Here is a 22,185-nt window from a genome sequence, read left to right as displayed (position 1 = left end):
CTCGCCGGGACGCAGCCCGTCCGGCCCGCTCAGTTCAGAAGCCCGGCATGCCGCATGGCGGCGTCGATCCGGTCCTTGGTGCCCTGGGTCAGCCCGACCAGCGGCGAGCGGACCTCTTCGCTGCATTTGCCCAGCCGCGACAGCGCGTATTTCGCCCCGGCCACGCCCGGTTCGAGGAAGATCGCGATATGCAGCGGCATCAGCCGGTCCTGCAGCTCCAGCGCCTTGCCATAGTCGCCGGCCAGCGTCGCCTCCTGGAACTCGGCGCAAAGCCGGGGCGCCACGTTCGCGGTGACCGAGATGCAGCCCCGCCCGCCATGGGCGTTGAACCCCAGCGCGGTGCCGTCCTCGCCCGACAGCTGCAGGAAGTCGGGGCCGCAGGTGATCCGCTGCTTCGGCACCCGCGACAGATCGCCGGTCGCGTCCTTGACGCCGATGATGCGCGGCAGCTTCGCCAGTTCGCCCATGGTCTCGGGGGTCATGTCGACCACCGACCGGCCGGGGATGTTATAGATGATGATCGGCAACTCGCAGCAGTCGTGCAGCGTCGTGAAATGCGCGATCATGCCCGCCTGGGTCGGCTTGTTGTAATAGGGCGTGACCACCAGCGCGGCATCGGCGCCGACCTTTTCGGCATATTGCATGAAGCGCACCGCCTCGGCGGTGTTGTTCGAGCCCGCGCCCGCCACCACCGGCACGCGGCCGTCGACGGTCTTGACCACCGCCTCGATCACCGCCTCATGTTCGGCATGGCTGAGCGTGGGGCTTTCGCCGGTGGTGCCCACCGGGACGAAGCCATGGCTGCCTTCGGCAAGGTGCCAGTCGACCAGACGCTTGAGCGTGTCGAAATCCACGGCGCCGTCCTTGAACGGCGTCACCAGGGCTGGAAGGGACCCTTTTATCATGACACGCTCCTTTTCATCTGTGTTCGATGGCCTGTTCTGATAGCCTTGGCGCGAGTCGTGCGCCCGCGCAGCGCGCCGGACCCTATAGCGCCGGCCGCCCGTTGCCAAGTTTGTGAATTGCCCGCATAGACCGCTGCGTGAGACCTTGCCAATCGCCCCCAGCCGACACTGCCCCGACATGCGCGCCCTGATCCTGCTTTTCCTGATTTCTCTGGCTGCTCCGGTCCTCGCGGCCGAGCCCTCTGCCCTTGCCAGGGCCATGGTCGCCGTGCGCGCCGACCGCTGGGCCGAGGCCCGTCAACTGGCCCGTCCCGCCGGTCAGGTCGCGCTCGACATCGTCGAGTGGCGCAGGCTGCGCGCGGGCGAGGGTCGTCTTGACGACTACCGCGCCTTTCTGGCCCGCAATCCCGACTGGCCGGGGCTCGACAAGGTGCGGACCTCGGGCGAGGGCGCGATCGGGGCCGGGGACGATCCGGCGGCGGTCGTGGCCTTCTTCGGGGGGCGGGCGCCGGTGACCGGCGAGGGCGCGCTGCGGCTGGTCGAGGCCGAGGCGGCGCTGGGCCGGACCGGCGAGGCCCGGGCGGCGGCGGTGGCAGCCTGGCAGACCCTGCCGCTGTCCGAGGCCGCGCAATCGGCGTTTCTGGGGCGGTTCGGCCGCACGCTGGCCGGGCAGCATGTGGCCCGGCTCGACACGCTTCTGTGGGAGGGGCACGACATTTCGGCCGGGCGGATGCTGAGCCTCGTGCCCGAGGGCTGGCAAAAGCTTGCCGCGGCGCGGATCGCGCTGCGCAATCAGGACCCCGGCGTCGATGCCCGGATCGCGGCGGTGCCGACCTCGCTGCGCAGCGATCCGGGCCTTGCCTATGAACGCTTCATGTGGCGCACCCGCAAGGGCCGGGGCGAGGACGCCATCGCGCTTCTGGACGAGCGCAGCGCGTCGGCCCAAAGCCTCGGGCGCCCCGCGCTCTGGGCCGGGTGGCGGCGGTACTATGCCCATCAGGTGCTGCGCGAGGGCAACCCGAAGCTTGCCTATCGGCTTGCCTCGCGTCACCATCTGAGCGCGGGCGCAAGCTATGCCGAGCTGGAATGGCTGTCGGGTTTCATCGCGCTGCGCTTCCTCGACAGGCCCGAGACCGCCTTGACCCATTTCCGCGCTTTCGAGGCGGCGGTCCGGACCCCGATCAGCCTTGGCAGGGCGGGCTACTGGGAGGGCCGGGCGCTGGAGGCGATGCGCCATCCCCAGGAGGCCCGCGCCGCCTATGCGATGGGCGCCCAGTTCCAGACCGGCTTTTACGGGCTTCTCTCGGCCGAACGCGGCGGCATCGCCATGGACCCGTCGCTCGCCGGGCATGACTATTACCCCGACTGGCGCGCCCAGCCTTTCGCGCGCAGCTCGGTGATTGCGGCCGCGTTCCTTTTGCACGAGGCGGGCGAACAGAATCTGGTCGAGATGTTCCTGACCCATCTGGCGGAAAGCGCGGATCCGGCCGGGCAGCGCGCGCTGGCCGGGCTGGCGCTGGAGCTGAACGACCACCATGTCGCGCTGCGCATCGCCAAGGCCGCGGCCGAGACCGGCAATGTCATGGTCGAGGCCTATTTCCCGGTGACCGAGATCGCCCGCACCCGGCACCCGGTGCCGACCGAGCTGGTGCTGTCGATCGTGCGCCGCGAAAGCGAGTTCGACCCCTCCGTCGCCAGCGGCGCGGGGGCGCTGGGGCTGATGCAGCTGATGCCGACCACCGCCAAGGCGATGGCCGACGAGTTGTCGGTGCGCTATTCCAGTTCGGCCCTGACCGCCGATCCGTCCTATAACGCCCGTCTGGGCGCGGCCTATCTGGCGCATCTGGTCGAGGAATTCGGGCCCAATCCGGTTCTGGTCGCCGCAGCCTACAATGCGGGGCCCAGCCGGGCGCATCGCTGGGTGTCCGAACAGGGAGATCCACGCGCGGCCGGTGTCGACGTGATCGACTGGATCGAGCTGATCCCCTTCACCGAGACCCGGAATTACGTGATGCGGGTGACCGAAGCCCTGCCGATCTACCGGGCGCGGCTGGCCGGCCGGACAGGTGCCGTCACCCTGTCGAAGGAGCTGAAGGCGAACTGAGCGCCCGCCCTCAGCGGTCCCCTGAGTGGTCCGGCGCTCAGCCCAGGTGATGGACCTCGGGCACGCCCCAGGGCTCGACCGGCAGGCCCTCCATCCGCGCCTTCAGCTGCAGTGCCAGGAACTGCGAATAATGGCGCGACTGGTGCAGGTTGCCGCCATGGAACCAGAGCCCCTCCTGCCGGGTGGGTTTCCACATGTTGCGCTGTTCGCCCTCCCAGGGGCCGGGGTCCTTGGTGGTGTCGGACCCGAGCCCCCAGCACTTGCCGACCTTGTCGGCCACATCCTGCCCGATCAGGTCGGCGGCCCAGCCGTTCATCGACCCGTAGCCGGTGGCATAGACGATGAGATCGGCCTTCAGATGCGTGCCGTCCGCCAGCATGACGCCATCCTCGACGATCTCGCTCACCTGTCCGCGTTTCAGCGCGATCTCGCCGTCGATGATCAGCTGGCTCGCGCCGATGTCGATGTAATAGCCCGACCCGCGGCGCAGGTATTTCATGAAGAGCCCCGATCCGTCCTCGCCCCAGTCGAGCCAGAACCCGGCCTTTTCCAGCGCCTCGTAGAAGCCCCGGTCGCGCTCGTGCATCTGTTCGTAAAGCGGGATCTGGAACTCGTGCAGGATGGCATAGGGGATCGAGGCGAAGATCAGGTCGGCCTTTTCGGTGGTGATGCCCGCCTGCACCGCCTGTTCGGAATAAAGCCCGCCAAGCCCGATTTCCATCAGCGTGTCCGAGCGCACGATATGGGTCGAGGACCGCTGCACCATGGTCACCTTGGCGTCATGTTCCCAAAGGGCCGCGGCGATGTCATGGGCCGAGTTGTTCGACCCGATCACCACGCAGGACTTGCCGCGATAGGCATCGGGGCCGGGATGCTGCGAGGAATGGTGCTGATCGCCCCGGAACGTCTCGCGCCCGGGAAAGTCGGGGATGTTGGGCTTGCCCGACATGCCGGTCGCCAGAACCAGCTGGCGCGGGCGCAGCACGACCTCTTCGCCGTCGCGATCGACGGTGACCGTCCATTCCTTCGCGGTCTCGTCATAGCTGGCCGAGGTGCAGGTCGAGCGGGTCCAGTAGGTCAGCTCCATGACCTTGGTGTACATTTCCAGCCAGTCGCCGATCTTGTCCTTGGGGCTGAACACCGGCCAGGTGTCGGGGAACTTGATATAGGGCAGGTGGTCGTACCAGACCGGGTCATGCAGGCAGAGCGACTTGTAGCGCTTGCGCCAGCTGTCGCCGGGCCGGTCGTTCTTTTCGACGATGATCGTCGGCACGCCCAGCATCCTGAGGCGCGCGCCCAGCGCGATGCCGCCCTGTCCGCCGCCGACGATCAGCACATAGGGCTGCACCGTGCGCCCCAGCGCCTGGTCTTCGGCCTCGCGCTCTTCCTTCCAGGTGGTGCGGTCCTTGCCCGCGCCGTGCTTTGCCCCCAGCGGCCGGTTCACGCCTTTCGGTTCCTCATGGCCTTTCAGCTCGACCATAGTGGTCAACAGCGTCCAGATCCGGTCGTCTTTCAGCCGGATCAGCCCGTAGCCGCGGGCAAGCCCGGTCTCGAACCGGACCCAGGCGGTGGTGATGCCGTCCTCTTCGGTCGGGATCTCGCCCTCGGCCAGTTCCCAGCCTCTGGGCCCGGTCGCGGCCAGCCGGTCGCGCAGCATGGCGGCGACCTCTTGCGGGCCTTCGACGGTGCGGATGTTCCAGGTGAAGCTGACCATATCGCGCCAGTAGCAATCCTCGGTGAACAGCCCGACCGCGCGGTCGATGTCGCCCTGTTCGAGCGCGTCTCCGAACGCGGCGAGAACCGCCGAGACGCGGTCTGCATTGGTGGTATCGAGCATTGGTTTCCTCCCTTCCTTCCGGTTTCTCCGGATCTTCGGAGGAGCCGTTCGGCCGGGGGCCGCAAAGCGACCCCTGCCGCCGCGGGATGCGGGGCAGCTATCCCTGACCGCGAAAGCGGCGCGGTTCCCGCATCGGGGTCGATGTCGCGCATGGCTCCTCCCTCATCGACCTGGGCGACAGGCTAGGGGCCGGAGCCCTTCGGGCCAAGCCAGACCATGGTCTGAAAGATGCAAGGAGGACGTCAGCCGCGCCGGGCGCCTTAAGGCCTGGCGCGCACCCGTTCGCGCCAGGCGGTAAAGAGCCCCGCGCCCACCACGATGGCCGCGCCCGCCACGACGTTGGCGCGCAGCGTCTCGTGGAAGACGGTCAGCCCGAAGACCGAGGCGAAGACAAGCTGCAGATAGGCGAAGGGCTGCACCGCGCTGGCCTCGGCCACCTCGTAGGTCTTGATCAGCAGGAAATGCCCCAGCGCGCCCGACACGCACAGCCCGGCCATGAAGCCCCAGTCGATGGCGGTCATCGGCTCCCAGCTCCAGACCCCGCCCAGGGTGGCCGCGACCGCCCCGGCCGTCCCGGTCCAGAAAAAGCTGGTCGCGGCGCTGTCCTCGCGGGCGACATAGCGGGTCAGCAGCCCGTAGACGGCGAACAGGATCGCCGCGGTCAGAGGGATCAGCGCCAGCGGCGAGAACACCCGCACCCCGGGCGCGAGGATGACAAGCACGCCGATGAAACCGACGCCGATCGCGGTCCAGCGCCGCCAGCCGACCTTTTCGCCCAGCACCGGCCCCGACAGCGCGGCCACCATCAGCGGGTAGGAGGCAAAGACCGAATGGCTTTCGATCAGGCCGAGATGGGTGAAGGCCGCGATCATCACCCAGATCTCGGCCACCAGCACCAGCCCGCGCAGGGCCTGCAGCACCGGCATCCGGGTGCGGGCGGCTGCCGCCAGACTGCCCGCGTTCCGCCGCGCCAGCACCAGCACGAAGGCCGCGAAGAACCAGTAGCGGATCATCACCACCATCGGGATGTTGTAAAGATCGGCCAGATGCCGCGAGAGCACGTCCTGCGCCGAGAAGACGAAGGTCGTGGCGATCATCAGCAGGATGCCGAGCCGGGTGTTCTGCTGGGTCATGGGCGGGCGGTCATCTCAGGCGGGCCGTCGTCATGTGACGTTTGCGGCCGAATCCGGGCTGGCGGGTCACCTCGAACCCGGCCTCGGTCAGGCCGCGCCGGACGAATCCGGCCGCGGTATAGGTCGCGGCGGTGCCATTGGGCGCGGTGTGGCGCGCGACCTCGGCCATCAGTTCGGGCGACCAGAGCTCGGGGTTCTTCGCGGGCGAGAAGCCGTCGAGAAACCAGGCATCGGCCCGACCCGGCCAGCGCGGCAGCGTCTCGCGCGCATCGCCCTCGACGATCTCGGCATGCAGGTCGTCGGTCTCGATCCGCCGGGCGCCCTCGGCCCAGGCGGCGATCAGCGGGTCGGCCACGGCGCGGGCCTCGGGAAAGGCGCGCAGGGCGCGGTCCATCGCCTCGGGGGCCATCGGGAAGGCCTCGAAGCTGGTGAAGCGTAGCGGCCCGGGCACCCCGGCCGCACGCCAGGCGATCAGCGTCGCCAGCAGGTTCAGCCCGGTGCCGAAGCCCAGCTCGGCGATGTGAAAGCCGGGGACAAACCGGCCGGGCAGGCCGTTGCCCGCAAGGAAGACATGCCGGGTCTCGGCAAGGCCGTCGGCAATCGAGAAATACGGATCGTCGAAGCGGACCGAGACCGGCACCCCGCCCTCGCGCCAGTCGATCTCTGCCCGCTGGCCTTGGGGCAGCGGATCGCCTAGACCGCGAGCGGACTCGTCAGGGCAGAAGGGCGGACGCGATGGCACCGGTGGACGTGACCGTGATGGGGGCAGGGGTATTCGGGTTGTCCTCGGCCTATGCCTGCGCGCGGCGGGGCGCAAGGGTGCGCGTCGTCGAATGGTCGCATCCCGGCGCCGGGGCCAGCGGCACGCCGGTCGGCGCGCTCAGCCCGCATGTGCCCGAGCAGTGGAACCCCAAGAAGCAGTTCCAGTTCGAAAGCCTGATCGCGGCCGGGGCCTTCTGGGCAGAGGTCGAGGCGACAAGCGGCCGGTGCACGGGCTATGGCCGGGTCGGGCGCTATCAGCCGATTGCCGACGACAAGGCGCTGGCCCGCGCCAGGGCCCGCGCCGTCGAGGCCGAAACGCTCTGGCGGGGGCAGGCCGCCTGGCGGGTGATCCGGGCGGGCGAGGCTGAGGGCCTGGTGCCCGAGACGCCCTTTGGCTGGCTGGTCCATGACACGCTGTCGGCCCGGATCGCGCCGCGCGCCGCCTGCGCGGCGCTGGCCGAGGCGATCCGTGCTTTGGGCGGCGAGGTGTCCTGCGGTGCCGAGGGGCCGCTCGAGGGGCTGGTGATCTGGGCCACGGGCTATCCGGGGCTCGCTGAACTGTCGGCCGATCTGGGCCATCAGGTCGGCAGCGGCGTCAAGGGACAGGCGGCGATCCTTGGCCATGAGGCAGGCGCGGTGCCGCAGGTCTATGCCGATGGCGTGCTGATCGTGCCCCATGCCGATGGCACGGTCGCCGTCGGTTCGACCTCGGAACGCGAGTTCGACGATCCCTACAGCACCGATGCGCGGCTCGATGCGGTGATCGCCCGGGCCCGGGCGGTCTGTCCGGCGCTGGCGGGGGCCGAGGTGATCGAGCGCTGGGCGGGCGTGCGCCCGCGCGCCAGGACCATCGCGCCGATGCTGGGGCGCTGGCCCGGGCGGACGGGGCAGTTCGTGGCCAATGGCGGGTTCAAGATCGGCATCGGGCTGGCGCCGAAGGTGGGCGAGCTGATGGCCGCGCTGGCGCTGGAGGGCCGGGACGACATTCCCGAAGGCTTCCGGGTCGAGGCGAGCCTTTGAGCCTCAGCGCCGCCCGATATAGGTCTGATAGGCCCAGATCAGCGCCATCGCGCCCAGCACCGCGCCGACCAGTCCCGCCATCGCGCCGGTGATGGTCAGCAGGATGCGGATCAGCACCCCGCCGATCAGCGCGCCCAGAACGCCCAGCGCGACGGTGGTCAGCACATCGGCCTCGACCCGCATGATCCGGGTGGCCAGAAAACCGGCCGCGGCGCCGACGATGAGAAGAAAGACCATGCCCATGCCGTGAATATGGGGCGTGACGGGAGTTTATGCCAGAGCAGACCGGTCGGGCACAGGATTTCGGTCCGAACGGCATATCCCCTCCCGATGCGGCCCTGACGGTGCCGCCGCCCGCTCCCGTCGGCTTGCGCGCTATCGCGGATCATCTATGCTTGGGGCCGTGTCTGTTTCAGCGTTCCAGGGGCATGCCGTGAAGTCGGCCGACCGAACCATCTGAATGACGCCTTGCGCTTCGACGCAGGGCCATGGCCCGTCGCGACCGGCGACCGGGTTCTCTGCGCGTATGCGCGACTGTCCAATTCATTCAGGAAACGGCACATGGAAAACGTCTTTGAAAGCCCCTTCCGGGGGATCACGCTTGACCGTCAGGTGACCAACCCGAACATCAAGGTCGGAAAATACAGCTATTATTCGGGCTACTACCATGGGCACAGCTTCGATGACTGTGCCCGGTACCTGCTGCCTGACGAGGGCGTCGACCGCCTTCTTGTCGGCAGCTTCTGTTCGATCGGAACCGGAGCGGCCTTCATCATGGCGGGCAATCAGGGCCATCGGAGCGACTGGATCAGCACCTTTCCCTTCTACTGGATGTCGGAGGTCGAGGCCTTCGGCGGAGCCCGGAACGGCTATCGTCAGGCCGGGGACACGGTCATCGGCAATGATGTCTGGATCGGGGCCGAGGCGATCGTGCTGCCGGGGCTGACGATCGGCGACGGCGCCGTGATCGGCACCCGTGCGGTGGTGACCCGCGATGTCGAACCCTATGCAATCGTGGCGGGCAACCCGGCCCGGACCCTCCGCAAGAGGTTCGAGGCCAGGATCGTCGGTCTTCTGCAGGAGATGCGGTGGTGGGACTGGTCCGAGGACCAGTTGAGGGATGCGATGCCGATGCTGACAAGCGGCGATGTCGAAGGGCTTTACCTGCATTGGAAGACGCATATCCGGGCCTGAGGCGCGGATGGCACGGGTCTTGTGCATTGGGTCCTGCGCTGCGGGGCCTTGGCATGGGCCAGCAGCGATGCGCGCCTTGCGCCCGGCGGGGTTGTCGCGACAACGGGCGCGGCTGCGCCTGTCTCAGCCCAGCCGCTCGGGCAGGGGAAAGCCGCGCAGGATCTCGGCGGCGCGCATCGGGCGCTTGCCCTGGCGCTGGGCCTCGAGGATCTCGACCGCGCCCTCGCCGCAGGCGACGGTGAGCCCGCCCAGGACCGTGCCGGGGGCGGCGGTACCCTCCACCGCGCGGGCGCGCAGCAGCTTCAGGCGCTCGCCTGCCACATCGCACCAGGCGCCGGGGAAGGGCGACAGCCCGTTGATATGGCGCGCGACCTCAGGGGCGGGGCGGGTCCAGTCCACCCGGGCCTCGGCCTTGTCGATCTTGGCGGCATAGGTCACGCCGTCCCCGGGCTGATCTTGGGGCGGCAGATCGCGCAGCTTCTCGAGCGCCTCGACGATCAGCCGCGCGCCCATCGCCGACAGCCGGTCGTGCAACTCGCCGGTGGTGTCCTCGGGTCCGATGGGCGTCGCCTCGCGCAACAGCACCGGTCCGGTATCGAGCCCTTCCTCCATCCGCATGATGCAGACGCCGGTTTCGGTGTCGCCCGCCATGATCGCGCGATGGATCGGCGCGGCGCCGCGCCAGCGTGGCAAGAGCGAGGCGTGGATGTTCAGGCAGCCCCGGCAGGGCGCCTCGAGGATCTGACGCGGCAGGATCAGCCCGTAGGCCACGACCACCGCCACATCGGGGTCGAGCGAGGCGAAGGCCACGTCCTGTTCCTCGGTCCGGAGCGTCTTCGGATGGCGGACCATCAGGCCAAGTTCCTCGGCCCGGGCATGGACGGGCGTCGGGCGGTCCTTCTTGCCGCGGCCTGCGGGGCGGGGCGGCTGGGTGTAGACGCAGGCGATCTCGTGGCCCGCCGCGACCAGCGCGTCGAGCACCGGCACCGAGAAGTCCGGCGTTCCCATGAACGTCACCCGCATCAGCGTTTCCCCAGTTTCCGGGCCTTCTTCAGAAGGCGGTCGCGTTTCAGCCTTGAGAGGGTGTCGAAATACATCCGTCCTGCAAGATGGTCGATCTGATGCTGGACCGATGTCGCCCAGAGACCGGAAAATTCGCGCGTCTCGGGTTCGCCCTGCTCATTCAGAAAGCGGACCGTGACCCGGGCGGGGCGGGTGACGGTGGCATCGACCCCGGGCAGGCAGGGGCTGGCCTCGTCATAGGCCGACAGATCGTCCGAGGCGGCGACGATTTCAGGATTGGCAAGCCGCATGGCCGCGCCGCGCATCTCGTTGCAGTCGAGGACCGCGAGGCGCAGCAGCACGCCGATCTGGTTCGCGGCCAGCCCGACGCCATGGCCGGGCATCGCCTCCATGGTGTCGATCATGTCGGCCCAGATCGCGCGGATCTCGTCGGTGACGGCCTCGACCGGCGCGGCCGGGGTGGCCAGGCGCGGGTCGGGCCAATGCAGGATCGGGCGGATCATGCGCGGTAGGCCGCTTCCAGTTCGCTGCGCTGGCCGGCATCGACGCGGTTCAGGGTGACGATGCCGTCGAGATGGTCGATCTCGTGCTGGGCGCAGACCGCCGAGATGCCCGACAGCACCTCGCGCCGGCGGGTGCCGTCGAGATCGGTCCAGCGGAGCGTGATCTCGATCGCCCGCTCGACCTCGGCCACGATCCCGGGCAGCGACAGGCAGCCCTCGGGGCCGGTCATGGTGTCGGCGGCGCGCTCTTCGATCACCGGGTCGACGAAGATCCGCGGGCTGCGCGGCCCGGCGGCGCCGTTCACGTCCATCACGAACAGCCGCTTCAGCACACCGACCTGCGGCGCGGCCAGCCCGCGCCCGGGCGCCGCGTACATGGTTTCGAGCATTTCCTGCGCCAGACGCGCGATTTCCGGCGTCACCTGCCCGACCGGCTGGCACGGCGTCGCAAGACGCGGGTCCGGCCAGTGCAGGATCGGCAGGACGCTCACGCCCGGCCCCGTTCACGTTTCAGCTTGACCATCTTGCGGGTGATGAGCTGGCGCTTCAGCGGCTTGAGGTAGTCGATGAAAAGCTTGCCCTCGAGATGGTCGATCTCGTGCTGGACGCAGGTCGCCCAGAGCCCGGTGAACTTGTCTTCCTTCGGGTCGCCCGACGGGTCGGTCCAGCGCACGATCACCTCGGCCGGGCGGGTGACCTCGGCATAGGTCTCGGGGATCGACAGGCAGCCCTCTTCGTGGATGTTCCTGTCGTCCGAGGCCCACACGACCTCGGGGTTGAACATCGCGAAGGGCTTGGGCCGGACGCCCTCGTCCTTGGCGCAGTCCATGACGATCAGCCGCGACAGCACGCCGATCTGCGGCGCGGCCAGCCCGATGCCCGGCGCGTCGTACATGGTTTCCAGCATGTCCTCGGCAAGCTTCTGCAGCTCGGCGGTGATGTCCGACACCGGGTCGGCCACCGTCTTGAGGCGCGGGTCGGGATGGATCAGGATCGGTCGAATGCTCATGATCGTCGGATTTAGGCGAAGCCGCGCCGCCGCGCAATGCGGCGTGTCGGGTCCGCGCACCGGCCCGTTCCCGGCAGAGACCTTGCGCTGGGGCACCAAGTCGCTAGCTTGACGCGCGCAAGACAGGAGCGCCCCATGAATTTCGACGAGATCATCGACCGCCGCGGCACCCATTCCTCGAAATGGGACATGATGGAGCCGATCTACGGCGTTCCGGCGGCGGACGGGCTGGCGATGTGGGTCGCCGACATGGACTTCCGTCCGCCGGCCTGCGTGGCCGAGGCGCTGCGCGGCATGCTCGATCACGGGATCTTCGGCTATTTCGGCGACGACCGCGCCTACAAGGAGGCGATCGGCTGGTGGATGCAGACCCGCCATGGCTGGAAGGTCGATCCGGCCGCGATCTTCACCACGCACGGGCTTGTGAACGGCACCGCGGTCTGCGTCGACGCCTTCACCGCGCCGGGCGACGGGGTGGTGCTGTTCACGCCGGTCTATCACGCCTTCGCCCGGGTGATCCGGGCGGCGGGCCGTACCGTTGTCGAATGCCCGCTGGTCAACCGCGGCGGCCGCTACGAGATGGATTTCGCGGCCTATGACGCGCAGATGACCGGGGCCGAGACCATGGTGATCCTGTGTTCGCCGCACAATCCCGGCGGCCGGGTCTGGACCCGCGACGAATTGCAGGGCGTCGCGGATTTCGCGAAACGCCACGATCTGGTGCTGGTCTCGGACGAGATCCATCACGACCTGGTCTATCCGGGCGCGCCGCGTCACACGGTCATGGATCTGGTCGACGACAGCGTGCGCGACCGGCTGGTCATGCTGACCGCCACGACCAAGAGCTTCAACATCGCGGGCACCCATACCGGCAACGTCATCGTGCCCGACCCGGCGCTGCGCGCGCGCTTCGCGGCCCGGATGGCGGCGCTGGGCCTGTCGGCGAACTCCTTCGGCATGGTCATGGCGACCGCCGCCTATTCGCCCGAGGGCGCGGGCTGGATCGACGCGCTGATGACCTATCTCGACGGCAACCGCGCGCTGTTCGACGAGGGCATCAACGCGATCCCGGGGCTGTCGTCCATGCCGCTCGAGGCGACATACCTGTCCTGGGTCGATGCCTCGGGCACCGGCATGTCGTCCGAGGAATTCACCCGCCGGGTCGAGGCGGACGCGAAGATCGCGGTGAACCACGGGGCCACCTTCGGCACCGGCGGCGAGGCGTTCCTGCGCTTCAACATCGCCACCCCCAGGGCGCGTGTCGCCGAGGCGGTCGAGCGGTTGCAGAAGGCCTTCGCCGACCTGCAATAGCCCCGCAGCCCCGTGCGGTGACGCAGGGGCCATGCGCGGCCAGAGGCAATGCCCCGGCCGCGCGGGCCGCTATCTCTTCCTGAAACAGAAGGAGGAGATATGGGATATCTCATGGATGGCCGCTGGGAGAGCGGCTGGTACGACACCGAAAGCCATGGCGGGCGCTTTGTCCGCTCGACCGCCGGTTTCCGCAACTGGATCACCCCCGACGGTGCTGCGGGACCCAGCGGCTCGGGCGGTTTTGCTGCCGAAAGCGGGCGCTATCATCTTTACGTCTCCTATGCCTGCCCCTGGGCGCACCGGACGCTGATCTTCCGCGCGCTGAAGGGGCTGGAGCCGCATATCGGCGTCTCGGTGGTGTATCCCGACATGCTGGACGATGGCTGGACCTTCGACACCGGCTTTCCCGGCGCGACCGGCGACAGGCTTTATGGCCTGCCCTTCCTGCGTGACATCTACACCAGGGCGAAACCGGACGTTTCGGGCCGGGTGACGGTGCCCGTGCTCTGGGACACGCAGCGCCAGACCATCGTATCGAACGAATCCTCCGAGATCATCCGGATGTTCAATTCGGCTTTCGACGGGATCACCGGCAATCGCGACGACTATTGGCCCGAAGACCTGCGCGAGGGGATCGACGAGATCAACGCGCGGGTCTACGAGACCGTCAACAACGGTGTCTACAAGGCCGGGTTCGCCACGTCGCAGGGCGCCTATGACGAGGCGGTGCATGCCCTGTTCGACAGTCTCGACTGGCTGGAAGACCGGCTTTCGACGCGGCGCTATCTGATGGGCGCGCGGATCACCGAGGCCGACTGGCGACTGTTCACCACGCTCCTGCGCTTCGATCCGGTCTATCACCTGCACTTCAAGTGCAACCGCAACCGGCTGATCGACATGCCCAATCTCTGGGCCTACACGCGCGAGCTCTATCAATGGCCGGGCGTGGCCGCGACGGTGCATCTCGACCATATCGTGCGACACTACCATTACAGCCACGACACCATCAATCCGAACCGGATCATCCCGATCAACCCGCAGATCGACTGGACCGAACCGCATGGGCGCGACCGGCTGAAAGCCGCCTGAGCCAGCTTGTCTGCCGGTAATGGCTTGGTAAGGTGACGGCCGTAAAACGATTTTGTCTAAAATGGTCCGGAGCCTTTTCATGCGCCTGTCGCCGTCCCTGCTTGTTCTGTGCCTGCTGTCGCTGGGTCTTGCCCCCGGGGCGCCCGGCGGCGCCTGGGCGGCCTGCGGCGGCGATTTCGGCGGCTTCGTGGCCGGGCTTCGCGACGAGGCGGTGCGCCGGGGCCACGACGCCGGGGCGGCGCAGCGGTTCCTTGTCGGCGTGCGGCAGGACCCGGCGGTGATCCGGGCGGACCGGGCGCAGGGGGTGTTTCAGCGGGATTTCATCGATTTCTCGCGACGATTGATCAGCCACTCGCGGCTGGACAACGGGCGGCAGAACGCCGCCCGCTACGACGCCGTGTTCGATAAAATCGAACAGACCTACGGCGTTTCGCGCGGCGTGTTGTTGGCGTTCTGGGCCCTCGAAACCGATTTCGGGGCGGTCCAGGGCGACTTCAACACGCTGAACGCGCTGGTCACGCTGGCCCATGACTGCCGGCGGCCCGACCTGTTCCGGCCGCAGGTCTTCTCGGCGCTGACGCTTTACGAACGCGGCGATTTCGATCCGGCCCGCACCACCGGGGCCTGGGCGGGCGAAATCGGTCAGGTGCAGATGCTGCCCGCCGACATCCTTGAAAACGGCGTCGATGGCGATGGCGACGGGCATGTGCTGTTGAAGACCTCGGCGCCCGATGCGCTGATGTCGGCCGCCAAGATGCTGAAGGGGCTTGGCTGGCGCGCGAACGAGCCCTGGCTGCAGGAAATCGTCATTCCGGCCAACCTCGACTGGGCCGAGACCGGGCTCGACCACGGCAAGCGGGTGTCGGACTGGGCGCGGCTGGGGGTGCGGGCGCGCAGCGGCAGCCTCGGCCCGGGCAACCTTCCGGCCTCGGTGCTGCTGCCGATGGGGCGGAACGGTCCGGCATTTCTCGCCTATCCCAACTTCCGCGTCTATTTCGAGTGGAACCAGAGCCTCGTCTACGTCACGACCGCGGCCTATCTGGCCACCCGTTTCGAGGGCGCCCCCATCTTCGACCCGCGCGCGCCCGAGCCGGGGCTTTCGGGGCCCGAGATGAAGGCGTTGCAGCAGAAACTGTCGCGGCGGGGCCATGACGTCGGCGGGATCGACGGCATCCTTGGCGAAAAGACCCGCGAGGCGGTGCAGGCCGAACAGATCCGGCTGGGCCTTCCGGCCGATTCCTGGCCGACGCGCGCGCTTCTGGACCGGCTGTGACCGCCCCCCAAGGCAGCGGCCAGGCCGGAGGCGCCCGGCCGACGCCTTACCAGCCGATGAAATCCTCGAAGGCGTCGATCGACTGGCGCCACAGGTCGATGGTCGTCGCGAACAGCTTGTCGTCGACCCCCTGCTCGGCCAGGATCACGTCCATCTCAAGGCCCGGATCGCCCTCGTCATCGAGCGTGGCCTTGCTGAACAGCCATTCGCGGTTCCACTGGTTCATCTTCAGCGCGGTGACCGGGTCGGGCATGTCATAGGCGACGTAGAACTGGATCGAGCTGCAGTCGGTATTGTCGGTGCAGCCATAGAACAGCACCGAAAATTCGGTGTTCGACTTTCCCGTCAGATGGGTCACGATCTTGGGATCGCCCAGATCGTCGGTTTCCATCGTCGCCGCCAGACCTTCGGCGCGAAGCGCCTTCAGCACCGAGTCGGGATTCGAAGCGATGACATCGGCCGAGGCCGCATTGGCGCAAAGCGGAAGGGCCCAGAGGGCGAGGGAAGGGCGCGTCATCGAGAGGTCTCCTTGGTCTTGAGCGGTCTGTACCGAGGCAGTGCCGGTCACGGCCGGGACTGTCAACCCGAATACATTTCCGGGCTTGCGCCTTAAGAACCGATGTGCTCCTCGAAGACCTGCCGGGCTTCGGACCAGATCTCGCAGATGTTCGGGAAGCTGCGGTAGCCCATCCCGTCATGGTCGGGATTGACGTCGACGATCACGGCCGGCCCGCCCGCGTCGTCGACCTCGGCCTTGGCGAACATGTGGATGTTGTTCCACCAATTCATGGCGGCCGGGTCCAGGGGCTGTTGCAGGGCATAGCGGGTGATGAACTGCCCTGTGCCGCAATCGCTGTTCAGACTGCACTTGAAGACAAGCACCGTGAAGTTGGTGCCGCGCGCCCGGGCCTCGATCATGGGGTCTCCGTGCGGATCGACGCCCATGCTGGCGGTGAACCCGGCATCGCGCAGCACGCCCGGCACCGGGTCGGGATCGGCGGCGCGGACCGGCTCTGCCGCGCGCAGGGGCGGCGGCCAGCAGGATTTGGGCGCCGATGGGGCAGGCCGCAAGAAGACGCAAAGGCGGAGGCACGAAAACCTCCCGCAGGGCGGGCGCGCATCGGGAAACCGCACAGCGCGGCCGTCAACAGCGCCGCCGCGTTCAGGCGACCAGCGCCTCGGCCTTCTTCAGATCGACCGACACAAGCTGGCTCACGCCCTGTTCGGCCATGGTGACGCCGAACAGCCGGTCCATCCGGCTCATGGTCACCGCGTGGTGGGTGATGATCAGAAAGCGGGTGTCGGTGCGCCGGGTCATCTCGTCCAGCATGTCGCACATCCGGGTGACGTTGGCGTCGTCAAGCGGCGCGTCGACCTCGTCGAGCACGCAGATCGGCGCCGGGTTCGCCAGAAAGACCCCGAAGATCAGCGCCAGCGCGGTCAGGGTCTGTTCGCCCCCCGACAGCAGCGACAGGGTCGACAGCTTCTTGCCCGGCGGCTGGCACATGATCTCGAGCCCGGCCTCCAGCGGATCGTCGGACTCGACCAGCACCAGCCGGGCCTCGCCGCCGCGGAACAGATTGGTGAACAGCAGCGCGAAATTCGCGTTCACCTGCTCGAAGGCGGTCAGAAGCCGTTCGCGGCCCTCGCGGTTGAGGCTGGCGATGCCTGCGCGCAGCGTGCGGATCGCCTCGTCGAGGTCGTGCTTTTCGGCGGTGAGGCTGTCATGTTCTTCCTGCACCGCGCGGGCATCCTCCTCGGCGCGCAGGTTGACCGCGCCCAGCGCCTCGCGCTGGCGCTTGAGCCGGGTCACCTCATGCTCGATCGCTTCGGCCGACGCCATACGGTCGGGGTCGTCGCCCAGCTTGTCCAGCAGGTCGGCGGGCGTCGTTTCCAGCTCTTCGGCGATGCGGGCGCTGGCCTGGGTCACGGTTTCGCGCGCGGCCTCGGCGCGGGCTTCGGTCGCGGCGCGGGCCTCGCGGGCCTCGCCCGCCCGGCGCTCGGCCTCGCGGGCGGCATGGTCGGCCTCGCGGGCCCGGGTCTCGGCCGCGGCCAGCGCTTCGGCGGCGGCGGCGCGCCGGGTTTCGGCGGTCTCGATCTGCCCGGCCAGATCCTCGCGGCGTTCGGCGATTTCCTCGGGCAGGGCGGCGGCGCGGTCGAGCTCCTCTTCGGACGCGGCCTTGCGGCTTTCCAGCTCGGCGACGCGGGTTCCTGCGGTGTCGAGCCGCTGGCGCCAGGTCTGGGCCTCGCGGACGATCTGGGCCAGCCGCTTGGTGCGTGCCTCGCCGTCGCGTTTCAGCTCGTCATGGGCGGCGCGGCGGGCGATCATCGTCATCCGCGCGGCCTCGACCGTGGTGCGCACGTCCTCAAGCCGTGCCCGCGCCGCGTCGAGATCGCCCAGCGAGGACAGTTGCCCCTCGGCCTCGCTCAGCCGAAGACGCGCGCCGGTCGCCTCGTCCTCGTGGCGCAGCACCGCCATCCGCGCGGTTTCAAGCCGGCTCTCGGCCATCTGGCGGTCGGCCTCTGCCCGCGACAGGGCGCGGCCCAGATCGGCCAGCGCACGGTCGGCCTCGCGCCTCGCCTCGCGGGCGGCACGATCGGCCTCGGTCGCGGCCTGCAGCTCGCGCGACAGCGCCTCATGCGCCTCGGACGCGGTCCCGGCCCGGATCTCGGCCTCGTCCAGATCGCGGCGCAGATCGGCCAGCCGGTTCAGCTGTTGCAACCGGAGCGCCGCGGCGCTGGGCGCATCGGCGGCAGCGGCGCGGAACCCGTCCCAGCGCCAGAGATCGCCCGCCGGGCTGACCAGCCGCTGGCCGGGGCCGAGCGCCGGTTGCAACCGCGCCCCGGTCTCGGCATCGGGCACCAGCCCGATCTGGCCGATCCGGCGGATCAGCGCCTCGGGCACCGCGACATGGGCCGACAGCGGCGCGGTGCCTTCGGGCAGCGGCGGTTCCGACGGGTAGGGCGGCAGCGCGAGCCAGCCCGAAGCCGCGCCGGCTTGCACCACCGGCGCGCGCAGATCGTCGGCCAGCGCCGCGCCCAGCGCCTTTTCATAGCCCTTGTCGACGCCCAGCAGGTCGAGGATCTGGCCGCCCTCGGCGGTGTCGCGCTCGACCAGCCGCGCCAGCGCCGCGACCTCGGCCCTCAGCGCCCCGGCCTCGCCCTCGGCCGAGGATTTCTGCGCCCGCGCCTCGGCCTCGCGGGACTGGATCTCGGCCCGGGCCTCGTCGGTCGCGATCAGTCGCGCCTCGGCCTCTTCGGCCCTGTCCTGGGCCGCGTCCTGCCGGGCGGCGGCCTCGTCCATCGCGGCACGGGCGGCGGCAAGGTTCGCCTCGGCGGCAGTGACGGTCGCGCGCGCCTTGGCGGCCTCGTCCTCGTTGCGTTGCAGCGTGCGGGCCGCGTCCTCGCGCAGGCGCTGGGCCGACTGATGACGCGCGACCAGCCGGGCCATGTCCTCGGTCATCTGGCTTTGCGCCTCTTCGCGGTCGCGCAGGACCTCGGCGGCGGCATGGGCGGCCTCGGCGGCCTCGTCGAGCGCGGCATCATGGCCCTCATGCTCGGCCGACAGTTCGGCGGCCTCGGTCTCGAGCCGTTCCAGCGTCTCCCCCGCGTCGCGGTTCAGCGCTGCCTCGCGCTCGATGTCGCGGGTCATCTGGTCGATCCGGCCAGTCAGGGTCTGGATCGCCTGGCGCGCGCGCTCGTCCTCCTGCACCAGCGCGTCGCGCTGGACGCTCAGGCGCTGCAGCACGGCGGCGGCAATGGCCTCTTCCTCGCGAAGCGCGGGCAGGGCGGTGTCGGCCTCGCTCCGCAGCCGGTCGGCCTCGCGCGCGGCGGTCTCGGCGCGCCCGGCCTCGCGGGTGCGTTCGGTCAGCGCGGCTTCGGCGGCGGCGCGGGCGGTATCGGCCTCCTGCCAGCGGCGGAACAGCAGCGTCCCCTCGGCCCGGCGCAGCTCTTCGGCGATGGCGCGGTAGCGCGCGGCCTGTTTCGCCTGCCGCGCCAGCTGCGCCAGCTGCTGGGCCAGCTGTTCCAGCACGTCGTCGACCCGGGCAAGGTTCTGTTCGGCCGCGTTCAGCCGCAGTTCCGCCTCGTGGCGGCGCTGGTACAGCCCGGCGATCCCGGCCGCGTCCTCGAGGATGCGGCGCCGGGCGCGCGGCTTGGCGTTGATCAGTTCGGAAATCTGGCCCTGCCGCACAAGCGCGGGCGAGGTCGCGCCGGTCGAAGCATCGGCAAACAGCATCTGCACGTCGCGCGCGCGCACATCCTTGCCGTTCAGCTTGTAGGCCGAGCCCGCGTCGCGGGTGATGCGGCGGATCACGTCCAGCATGTCGCTGTCGTTGAAACCCGCGGGCGCCAGCCGGTCGGCATTGTCGATCTGCAGGCTGACCTCGGCGAAGTTGCGCGCCGAGCGGGTCGAGGTGCCCGCGAAGATCACGTCTTCCATGCCGCCGCCGCGCATCGCGGTCGGACGGTTCTCGCCCATCACCCAGCGCAGCGCCTCAAGCAGGTTCGACTTGCCGCAGCCGTTCGGCCCGACGACGCCGGTCAGGCCGTCGGCGATCACCAGATCGGTGGGATCGACGAAGCTCTTGAAGCCGTTCAGCCTGAGCCGGGTGAAACGCAAACGGGGTCTCCTGATTCCGCGTGGTTCTGCGATCCTTCGGGCAAGGCCCGGACCTGTCAAGCGCGGCGCCCTTCATATCGGTGCGATGCCGGGGTTTTCCACAAGATATTGCGCAAACGGGTCCGCGTGCGGTCCCCGCGCCAACTTGCTCTGGTCCCCGGGGTGCCGTGAATACCCCTTTCCGGAGCGCTTGTCCGGTCCTAGAACGGATCCATGCCGGTTTCGCTTGTTTCTCTCACCGATCTTGCGGCGCTCGATTTCGACGAGATCCTCGACGTGCGCTCGCCGGCGGAATATGCCGAGGACCACATTCCCGGCGCGATTTCCCTGCCGGTCCTGTCGAACGAGGAACGCGCGCGGGTCGGCACGATCTACACGAGGCAAAGCCCGTTTCTGGCCCGCAAGATCGGCGCCGCCATCGTCGCGCGGAACGCCGCGATGCATATCGAGACCGCGCTGGCCGACAAGCCCAAAGGGTATCGCCCGCTGGTCTATTGCTGGCGCGGCGGGCAGAGGTCGGGAGCTTTCGCGCTGATCCTCAGCCAGATCGGCTGGCGCGCCGAGACCATCGAGGGCGGCTGGCGCAGCTATCGCCGTCTGGTGCAGGAGGCGCTTTACGGCAGCCCCTGGCCTGCGCCGGTGGTGCTGCTCGACGGCAATACCGGCACCGCCAAGACCGAAATCCTGGGCCTGCTCAGGGCGGCCGGGATGCAGGTGCTGGATCTGGAGGGGCTCGCCAACCATCGCGGCTCGCTCTTCGGGGCGATGCCGGGCGGGCAACCCGCGCAGAAGGGGTTCGAGACGGCGCTGGCGACGGCCCGCGCCGCGCTCGATCCGCTGCGCCCCGTGGTGATCGAGGCGGAATCGAGCAGGATCGGCCATCTCAACCTGCCCCGGGGATTGTGGGAGGCGATGAAGGCCGCGCCCCGGCTGGAACTGTCGGTGCCGCTGGCGGCGCGCGCGGCCTATCTGGCGCGGCGCTATCGCGATGTGACCGACGATCCGGCGCGGCTTCTGGCCACCATCGACGGGCTGGCGCCCCAGCATCCGCGCGCCCGGATCGAGGCCTGGCGCGCGCTGGCCGCCGAGGGCGCGTTCGAGGCATTGGCGGCCGGGCTGATGGCCGACCATTACGACCCGCGCTATGGCCGCCAGCGGGCGCGGTTCGAGGACAGGCCGACCCGCCGCGTGACGCTGGACGGGCTCGATCCGGGCGCGCTGGCGTCGTCGCTGCCCGGGCTGATGGCCGAAATCGATGCGCTGGCGCGGCTTTAGGCGTCAGGCTCCCGGCAGGTCGTGGAACTGCGCCATGAACCTGCGGTCGATGCGGTCCTTCCAGCGCCAGACCCAGCGTCCCTCGATCCTGAGGGGCAGGCGGTCGGCGGCCGCGCGTTTCTCGCCCATCGAGATGAGTTTCAGATAGTCCTTTTGCGGGCGATAGGCGCTCAGCGGCCGCCCCGTCAGCGCGGCGATCAGGTTTTCGCGCAGCACCGGCGCCTCGCGCACCGCGAAGACGCCGGCCTTGGGCCGGGGCGCGTGGGACAGATGCGCGCAGTCGCCGACCGCGAAAACGGCCGGGTCCGAAACCGCGCGCAGGGTCTCGTCGACCGTCACGAAGCCGTCGGTCAGGTGCAGCCCGGTGCCCGCCAGCCAGCCCTGCGGGCGCGTGCCCGCCGCGCCGATCACCAGGGCGGCCGGGATCGTCTCGCCGCTGTCCAGCACCACGCCCGCAGCCTCGATCCGGGCGATCCGGACGCCGGTGCGCAGGGCAATCCCCAGTCGCGCGATCCGGTCGGTCAGCGCCGCGCGCGCGCCCTTTCGCACGTCGCGCAGGATCTCGCGGCCCGCGTCCAGCAGCGCGATCTCGGGGGCGCACCCGGCCCGGGCCAGCCGGTGCTGCGCGGCCATCGCCAGTTCGACCCCGGCGACGCCCGCGCCGATCACGGCGATGCGGGGCGCGGCCCGGCCGCTGGCGGCCTCGGTGGCGAAGGTCTGCCACCGTGCGGCGAAGGCGGTCAGCGGCTTGGCGGGCACCGCATGGGCGGCAAATCCCGGCAGGCCGGGCAGGTCCGAGGCGATGCCGATATCGAGCGAGGCGATGTCATAGGGGATCGGCGCCTGCCCCGCGACATGGACCCGCCGCGCCGCCCGGTCGAGCCCTTCGGCGCGGCCCCGGATCAGCCTGGCGCCCGCCGCGCGCGCCAGCCGCGCAAGGTCGATCTGCAACTGGTCGAGCCGGTAATGGCCCGCGACGAAGCCCGGCAACATGCCTGAATAGGCCGCCCTCGGCTCGGGGTCGATCAGCGTCAGCCGGAGGCCCGTCGCCGGGCGGTCCGCCAGCGCGCGCAGCACCAGCGCATGGGTGTGGCCGCCGCCGATCAGGACGAGATGCGGGTTCATT

At 69.4% G+C, this 22,185-nt stretch carries 20 protein-coding genes; 7 read left to right on the top strand and 13 right to left on the bottom strand.

Annotated features, from left to right (window positions below):
• Positions 1 to 29: 29 nt before the first annotated feature.
• Positions 30 to 905: a 4-hydroxy-tetrahydrodipicolinate synthase gene (dapA, locus tag EV657_RS02865; protein ID WP_075784306.1), complete on the bottom strand. Its 876-nt coding sequence runs from the start codon at positions 903 to 905 to the stop codon at positions 30 to 32.
• A 178-nt stretch (positions 906 to 1,083) separates the two neighbouring features.
• Here dapA and EV657_RS02860 point away from each other — a divergent pair, with 178 nt between their 5' ends.
• Entirely contained in the window at positions 1,084 to 3,009 is a 1,926-nt protein-coding gene (locus EV657_RS02860) for a lytic transglycosylase domain-containing protein (RefSeq protein ID WP_134077073.1), read from the top strand.
• Positions 3,010 to 3,046: 37 nt separating this feature from the next.
• On the opposite strand, the gene EV657_RS02855 is transcribed toward EV657_RS02860, so the two are convergent.
• The 3 genes from EV657_RS02855 to mnmC2 form a co-directional block, all read right to left on the bottom strand.
• On the bottom strand, positions 3,047 to 4,846 hold the full coding sequence (locus EV657_RS02855; protein ID WP_134077072.1) for a flavin-containing monooxygenase: 1,800 nt from the start codon (positions 4,844 to 4,846) through the stop codon (positions 3,047 to 3,049).
• A 260-nt stretch (positions 4,847 to 5,106) separates the two neighbouring features.
• Complete coding sequence (locus EV657_RS02850) at positions 5,107 to 5,979, bottom strand: DMT family transporter (RefSeq protein ID WP_134077071.1); 873 nt, start codon at positions 5,977 to 5,979, stop codon at positions 5,107 to 5,109.
• 10 nt (positions 5,980 to 5,989) lie between these two features.
• The gene (gene mnmC2 / locus EV657_RS02845) at positions 5,990 to 6,664 is read right to left on the bottom strand and encodes a tRNA (5-methylaminomethyl-2-thiouridine)(34)-methyltransferase MnmC2 (protein WP_166673630.1); all 675 of its coding nucleotides are present in this window, start codon (positions 6,662 to 6,664) and stop codon (positions 5,990 to 5,992) included.
• A gap of 50 nt (positions 6,665 to 6,714) precedes the next feature.
• Between mnmC2 and EV657_RS02840 the strand changes: the two genes are divergently transcribed.
• Complete coding sequence (locus EV657_RS02840; RefSeq protein WP_134077070.1) at positions 6,715 to 7,761, top strand: NAD(P)/FAD-dependent oxidoreductase; 1,047 nt, start codon at positions 6,715 to 6,717, stop codon at positions 7,759 to 7,761.
• 3 nt (positions 7,762 to 7,764) lie between these two features.
• Here the strand turns inward: EV657_RS02840 and EV657_RS02835 are convergent, their stop codons facing one another.
• Positions 7,765 to 8,004, bottom strand: coding sequence for a GlsB/YeaQ/YmgE family stress response membrane protein (locus EV657_RS02835; RefSeq protein WP_075784310.1), 240 nt, complete (start codon positions 8,002 to 8,004; stop codon positions 7,765 to 7,767).
• A 318-nt stretch (positions 8,005 to 8,322) separates the two neighbouring features.
• Between EV657_RS02835 and catB the strand changes: the two genes are divergently transcribed.
• Positions 8,323 to 8,955 carry a type B chloramphenicol O-acetyltransferase gene (gene catB, locus EV657_RS02830; protein ID WP_134077069.1) on the top strand — a complete coding sequence of 211 codons (633 nt, stop codon included), beginning with the start codon at positions 8,323 to 8,325 and terminating at the stop codon, positions 8,953 to 8,955.
• 123 nt (positions 8,956 to 9,078) lie between these two features.
• Here catB and fmt read toward each other — a convergent pair whose 3' ends face one another.
• Genes fmt through def (EV657_RS02810) form a run of 4 tightly spaced genes read right to left on the bottom strand, consistent with a single transcriptional unit; the run spans position 9,079 to position 11,490 of the window.
• Positions 9,079 to 9,978 carry a methionyl-tRNA formyltransferase gene (gene fmt, locus EV657_RS02825; protein ID WP_113670119.1) on the bottom strand — a complete coding sequence of 300 codons (900 nt, stop codon included), beginning with the start codon at positions 9,976 to 9,978 and terminating at the stop codon, positions 9,079 to 9,081.
• Positions 9,978 to 10,481 (bottom strand): peptide deformylase, encoded by a 504-nt coding sequence (gene def, locus EV657_RS02820; RefSeq protein ID WP_113670120.1) that lies wholly within the window; start codon positions 10,479 to 10,481, stop codon positions 9,978 to 9,980. The genes fmt and def (EV657_RS02820) overlap by 1 nt, the downstream gene beginning before the upstream one ends.
• Entirely contained in the window at positions 10,478 to 10,972 is a 495-nt protein-coding gene (def, locus tag EV657_RS02815; protein ID WP_134077068.1) for a peptide deformylase, read from the bottom strand. Before def (EV657_RS02815) ends, def (EV657_RS02820) begins: the two co-directional genes overlap by 4 nt.
• On the bottom strand, positions 10,969 to 11,490 hold the full coding sequence (gene def / locus EV657_RS02810) for a peptide deformylase (protein WP_075784315.1): 522 nt from the start codon (positions 11,488 to 11,490) through the stop codon (positions 10,969 to 10,971). The genes def (EV657_RS02815) and def (EV657_RS02810) overlap by 4 nt, the downstream gene beginning before the upstream one ends.
• Positions 11,491 to 11,625: 135 nt before the next feature.
• On the opposite strand from def (EV657_RS02810), the gene EV657_RS02805 reads away from it, so the two are divergent.
• The 3 genes from EV657_RS02805 to EV657_RS02795 all read left to right on the top strand — a co-directional run bounded on the left by EV657_RS02805 (position 11,626) and on the right by EV657_RS02795 (position 15,163).
• Entirely contained in the window at positions 11,626 to 12,801 is a 1,176-nt protein-coding gene (locus tag EV657_RS02805; protein WP_113670121.1) for a MalY/PatB family protein, read from the top strand.
• 99 nt (positions 12,802 to 12,900) lie between these two features.
• On the top strand, positions 12,901 to 13,890 hold the full coding sequence (locus EV657_RS02800; RefSeq protein WP_134077067.1) for a glutathione S-transferase family protein: 990 nt from the start codon (positions 12,901 to 12,903) through the stop codon (positions 13,888 to 13,890).
• A gap of 79 nt (positions 13,891 to 13,969) precedes the next feature.
• Positions 13,970 to 15,163 (top strand): lytic murein transglycosylase, encoded by a 1,194-nt coding sequence (locus EV657_RS02795; protein ID WP_134077066.1) that lies wholly within the window; start codon positions 13,970 to 13,972, stop codon positions 15,161 to 15,163.
• A 46-nt stretch (positions 15,164 to 15,209) separates the two neighbouring features.
• Here the strand turns inward: EV657_RS02795 and EV657_RS02790 are convergent, their stop codons facing one another.
• The 3 genes from EV657_RS02790 to EV657_RS02780 all read right to left on the bottom strand — a co-directional run bounded on the left by EV657_RS02790 (position 15,210) and on the right by EV657_RS02780 (position 19,784).
• Positions 15,210 to 15,680, bottom strand: a complete 471-nt coding sequence (locus EV657_RS02790) for a YbjN domain-containing protein (protein WP_134077065.1) — start codon at positions 15,678 to 15,680, stop codon at positions 15,210 to 15,212.
• 92 nt (positions 15,681 to 15,772) lie between these two features.
• A complete protein-coding gene (locus tag EV657_RS02785; RefSeq protein WP_134077064.1) occupies positions 15,773 to 16,234 on the bottom strand; it encodes a YbjN domain-containing protein in 462 nt (153 codons plus the stop codon).
• 91 nt (positions 16,235 to 16,325) lie between these two features.
• On the bottom strand, positions 16,326 to 19,784 hold the full coding sequence (locus EV657_RS02780) for an AAA family ATPase (RefSeq protein WP_134077063.1): 3,459 nt from the start codon (positions 19,782 to 19,784) through the stop codon (positions 16,326 to 16,328).
• A gap of 213 nt (positions 19,785 to 19,997) precedes the next feature.
• Between EV657_RS02780 and mnmH the strand changes: the two genes are divergently transcribed.
• On the top strand, positions 19,998 to 21,059 hold the full coding sequence (gene mnmH / locus EV657_RS02775; protein WP_134077062.1) for a tRNA 2-selenouridine(34) synthase MnmH: 1,062 nt from the start codon (positions 19,998 to 20,000) through the stop codon (positions 21,057 to 21,059).
• 3 nt (positions 21,060 to 21,062) lie between these two features.
• On the opposite strand, the gene EV657_RS02770 is transcribed toward mnmH, so the two are convergent.
• Positions 21,063 to 22,184: an FAD-dependent oxidoreductase gene (locus tag EV657_RS02770; RefSeq protein WP_134077061.1), complete on the bottom strand. Its 1,122-nt coding sequence runs from the start codon at positions 22,182 to 22,184 to the stop codon at positions 21,063 to 21,065.
• Position 22,185 lies beyond the last annotated feature (1 nt).

Source organism: Rhodovulum visakhapatnamense (assembly GCF_004365965.1).
Classification (GTDB): Bacteria; Pseudomonadota; Alphaproteobacteria; order Rhodobacterales; family Rhodobacteraceae; genus Rhodovulum; species Rhodovulum visakhapatnamense.
The sequence above is the reverse complement of the archived record's forward strand: the minus strand, read 5'-3'. Positions and strand labels throughout refer to the sequence as shown.

Excerpts from the sequence above, each read along its gene's own strand:
- dapA (WP_075784306.1), bottom strand. The coding sequence starts at position 905 with ATGATAAAAGGGTCCCTTCCAGCCCTGGTGACGCCGTTCAAGGACGGC.
- EV657_RS02860 (WP_134077073.1), top strand. The coding sequence starts at position 1,084 with ATGCGCGCCCTGATCCTGCTTTTCCTGATTTCTCTGGCTGCTCCGGTC.
- EV657_RS02855 (WP_134077072.1), bottom strand. The coding sequence starts at position 4,846 with ATGCTCGATACCACCAATGCAGACCGCGTCTCGGCGGTTCTCGCCGCG.
- EV657_RS02850 (WP_134077071.1), bottom strand. The coding sequence starts at position 5,979 with ATGACCCAGCAGAACACCCGGCTCGGCATCCTGCTGATGATCGCCACG.
- EV657_RS02840 (WP_134077070.1), top strand. The coding sequence starts at position 6,715 with ATGGCACCGGTGGACGTGACCGTGATGGGGGCAGGGGTATTCGGGTTG.
- EV657_RS02835 (WP_075784310.1), bottom strand. The coding sequence starts at position 8,004 with ATGGGCATGGTCTTTCTTCTCATCGTCGGCGCCGCGGCCGGTTTTCTG.
- catB (WP_134077069.1), top strand. The coding sequence starts at position 8,323 with ATGGAAAACGTCTTTGAAAGCCCCTTCCGGGGGATCACGCTTGACCGT.
- fmt (WP_113670119.1), bottom strand. The coding sequence starts at position 9,978 with ATGCGGGTGACGTTCATGGGAACGCCGGACTTCTCGGTGCCGGTGCTC.
- def (WP_113670120.1), bottom strand. The coding sequence starts at position 10,481 with ATGATCCGCCCGATCCTGCATTGGCCCGACCCGCGCCTGGCCACCCCG.
- def (WP_075784315.1), bottom strand. The coding sequence starts at position 11,490 with ATGAGCATTCGACCGATCCTGATCCATCCCGACCCGCGCCTCAAGACG.
- EV657_RS02805 (WP_113670121.1), top strand. The coding sequence starts at position 11,626 with ATGAATTTCGACGAGATCATCGACCGCCGCGGCACCCATTCCTCGAAA.
- EV657_RS02800 (WP_134077067.1), top strand. The coding sequence starts at position 12,901 with ATGGGATATCTCATGGATGGCCGCTGGGAGAGCGGCTGGTACGACACC.
- EV657_RS02795 (WP_134077066.1), top strand. The coding sequence starts at position 13,970 with ATGCGCCTGTCGCCGTCCCTGCTTGTTCTGTGCCTGCTGTCGCTGGGT.
- EV657_RS02790 (WP_134077065.1), bottom strand. The coding sequence starts at position 15,680 with ATGACGCGCCCTTCCCTCGCCCTCTGGGCCCTTCCGCTTTGCGCCAAT.
- mnmH (WP_134077062.1), top strand. The coding sequence starts at position 19,998 with ATGCCGGTTTCGCTTGTTTCTCTCACCGATCTTGCGGCGCTCGATTTC.
- EV657_RS02770 (WP_134077061.1), bottom strand. The coding sequence starts at position 22,184 with ATGAACCCGCATCTCGTCCTGATCGGCGGCGGCCACACCCATGCGCTG.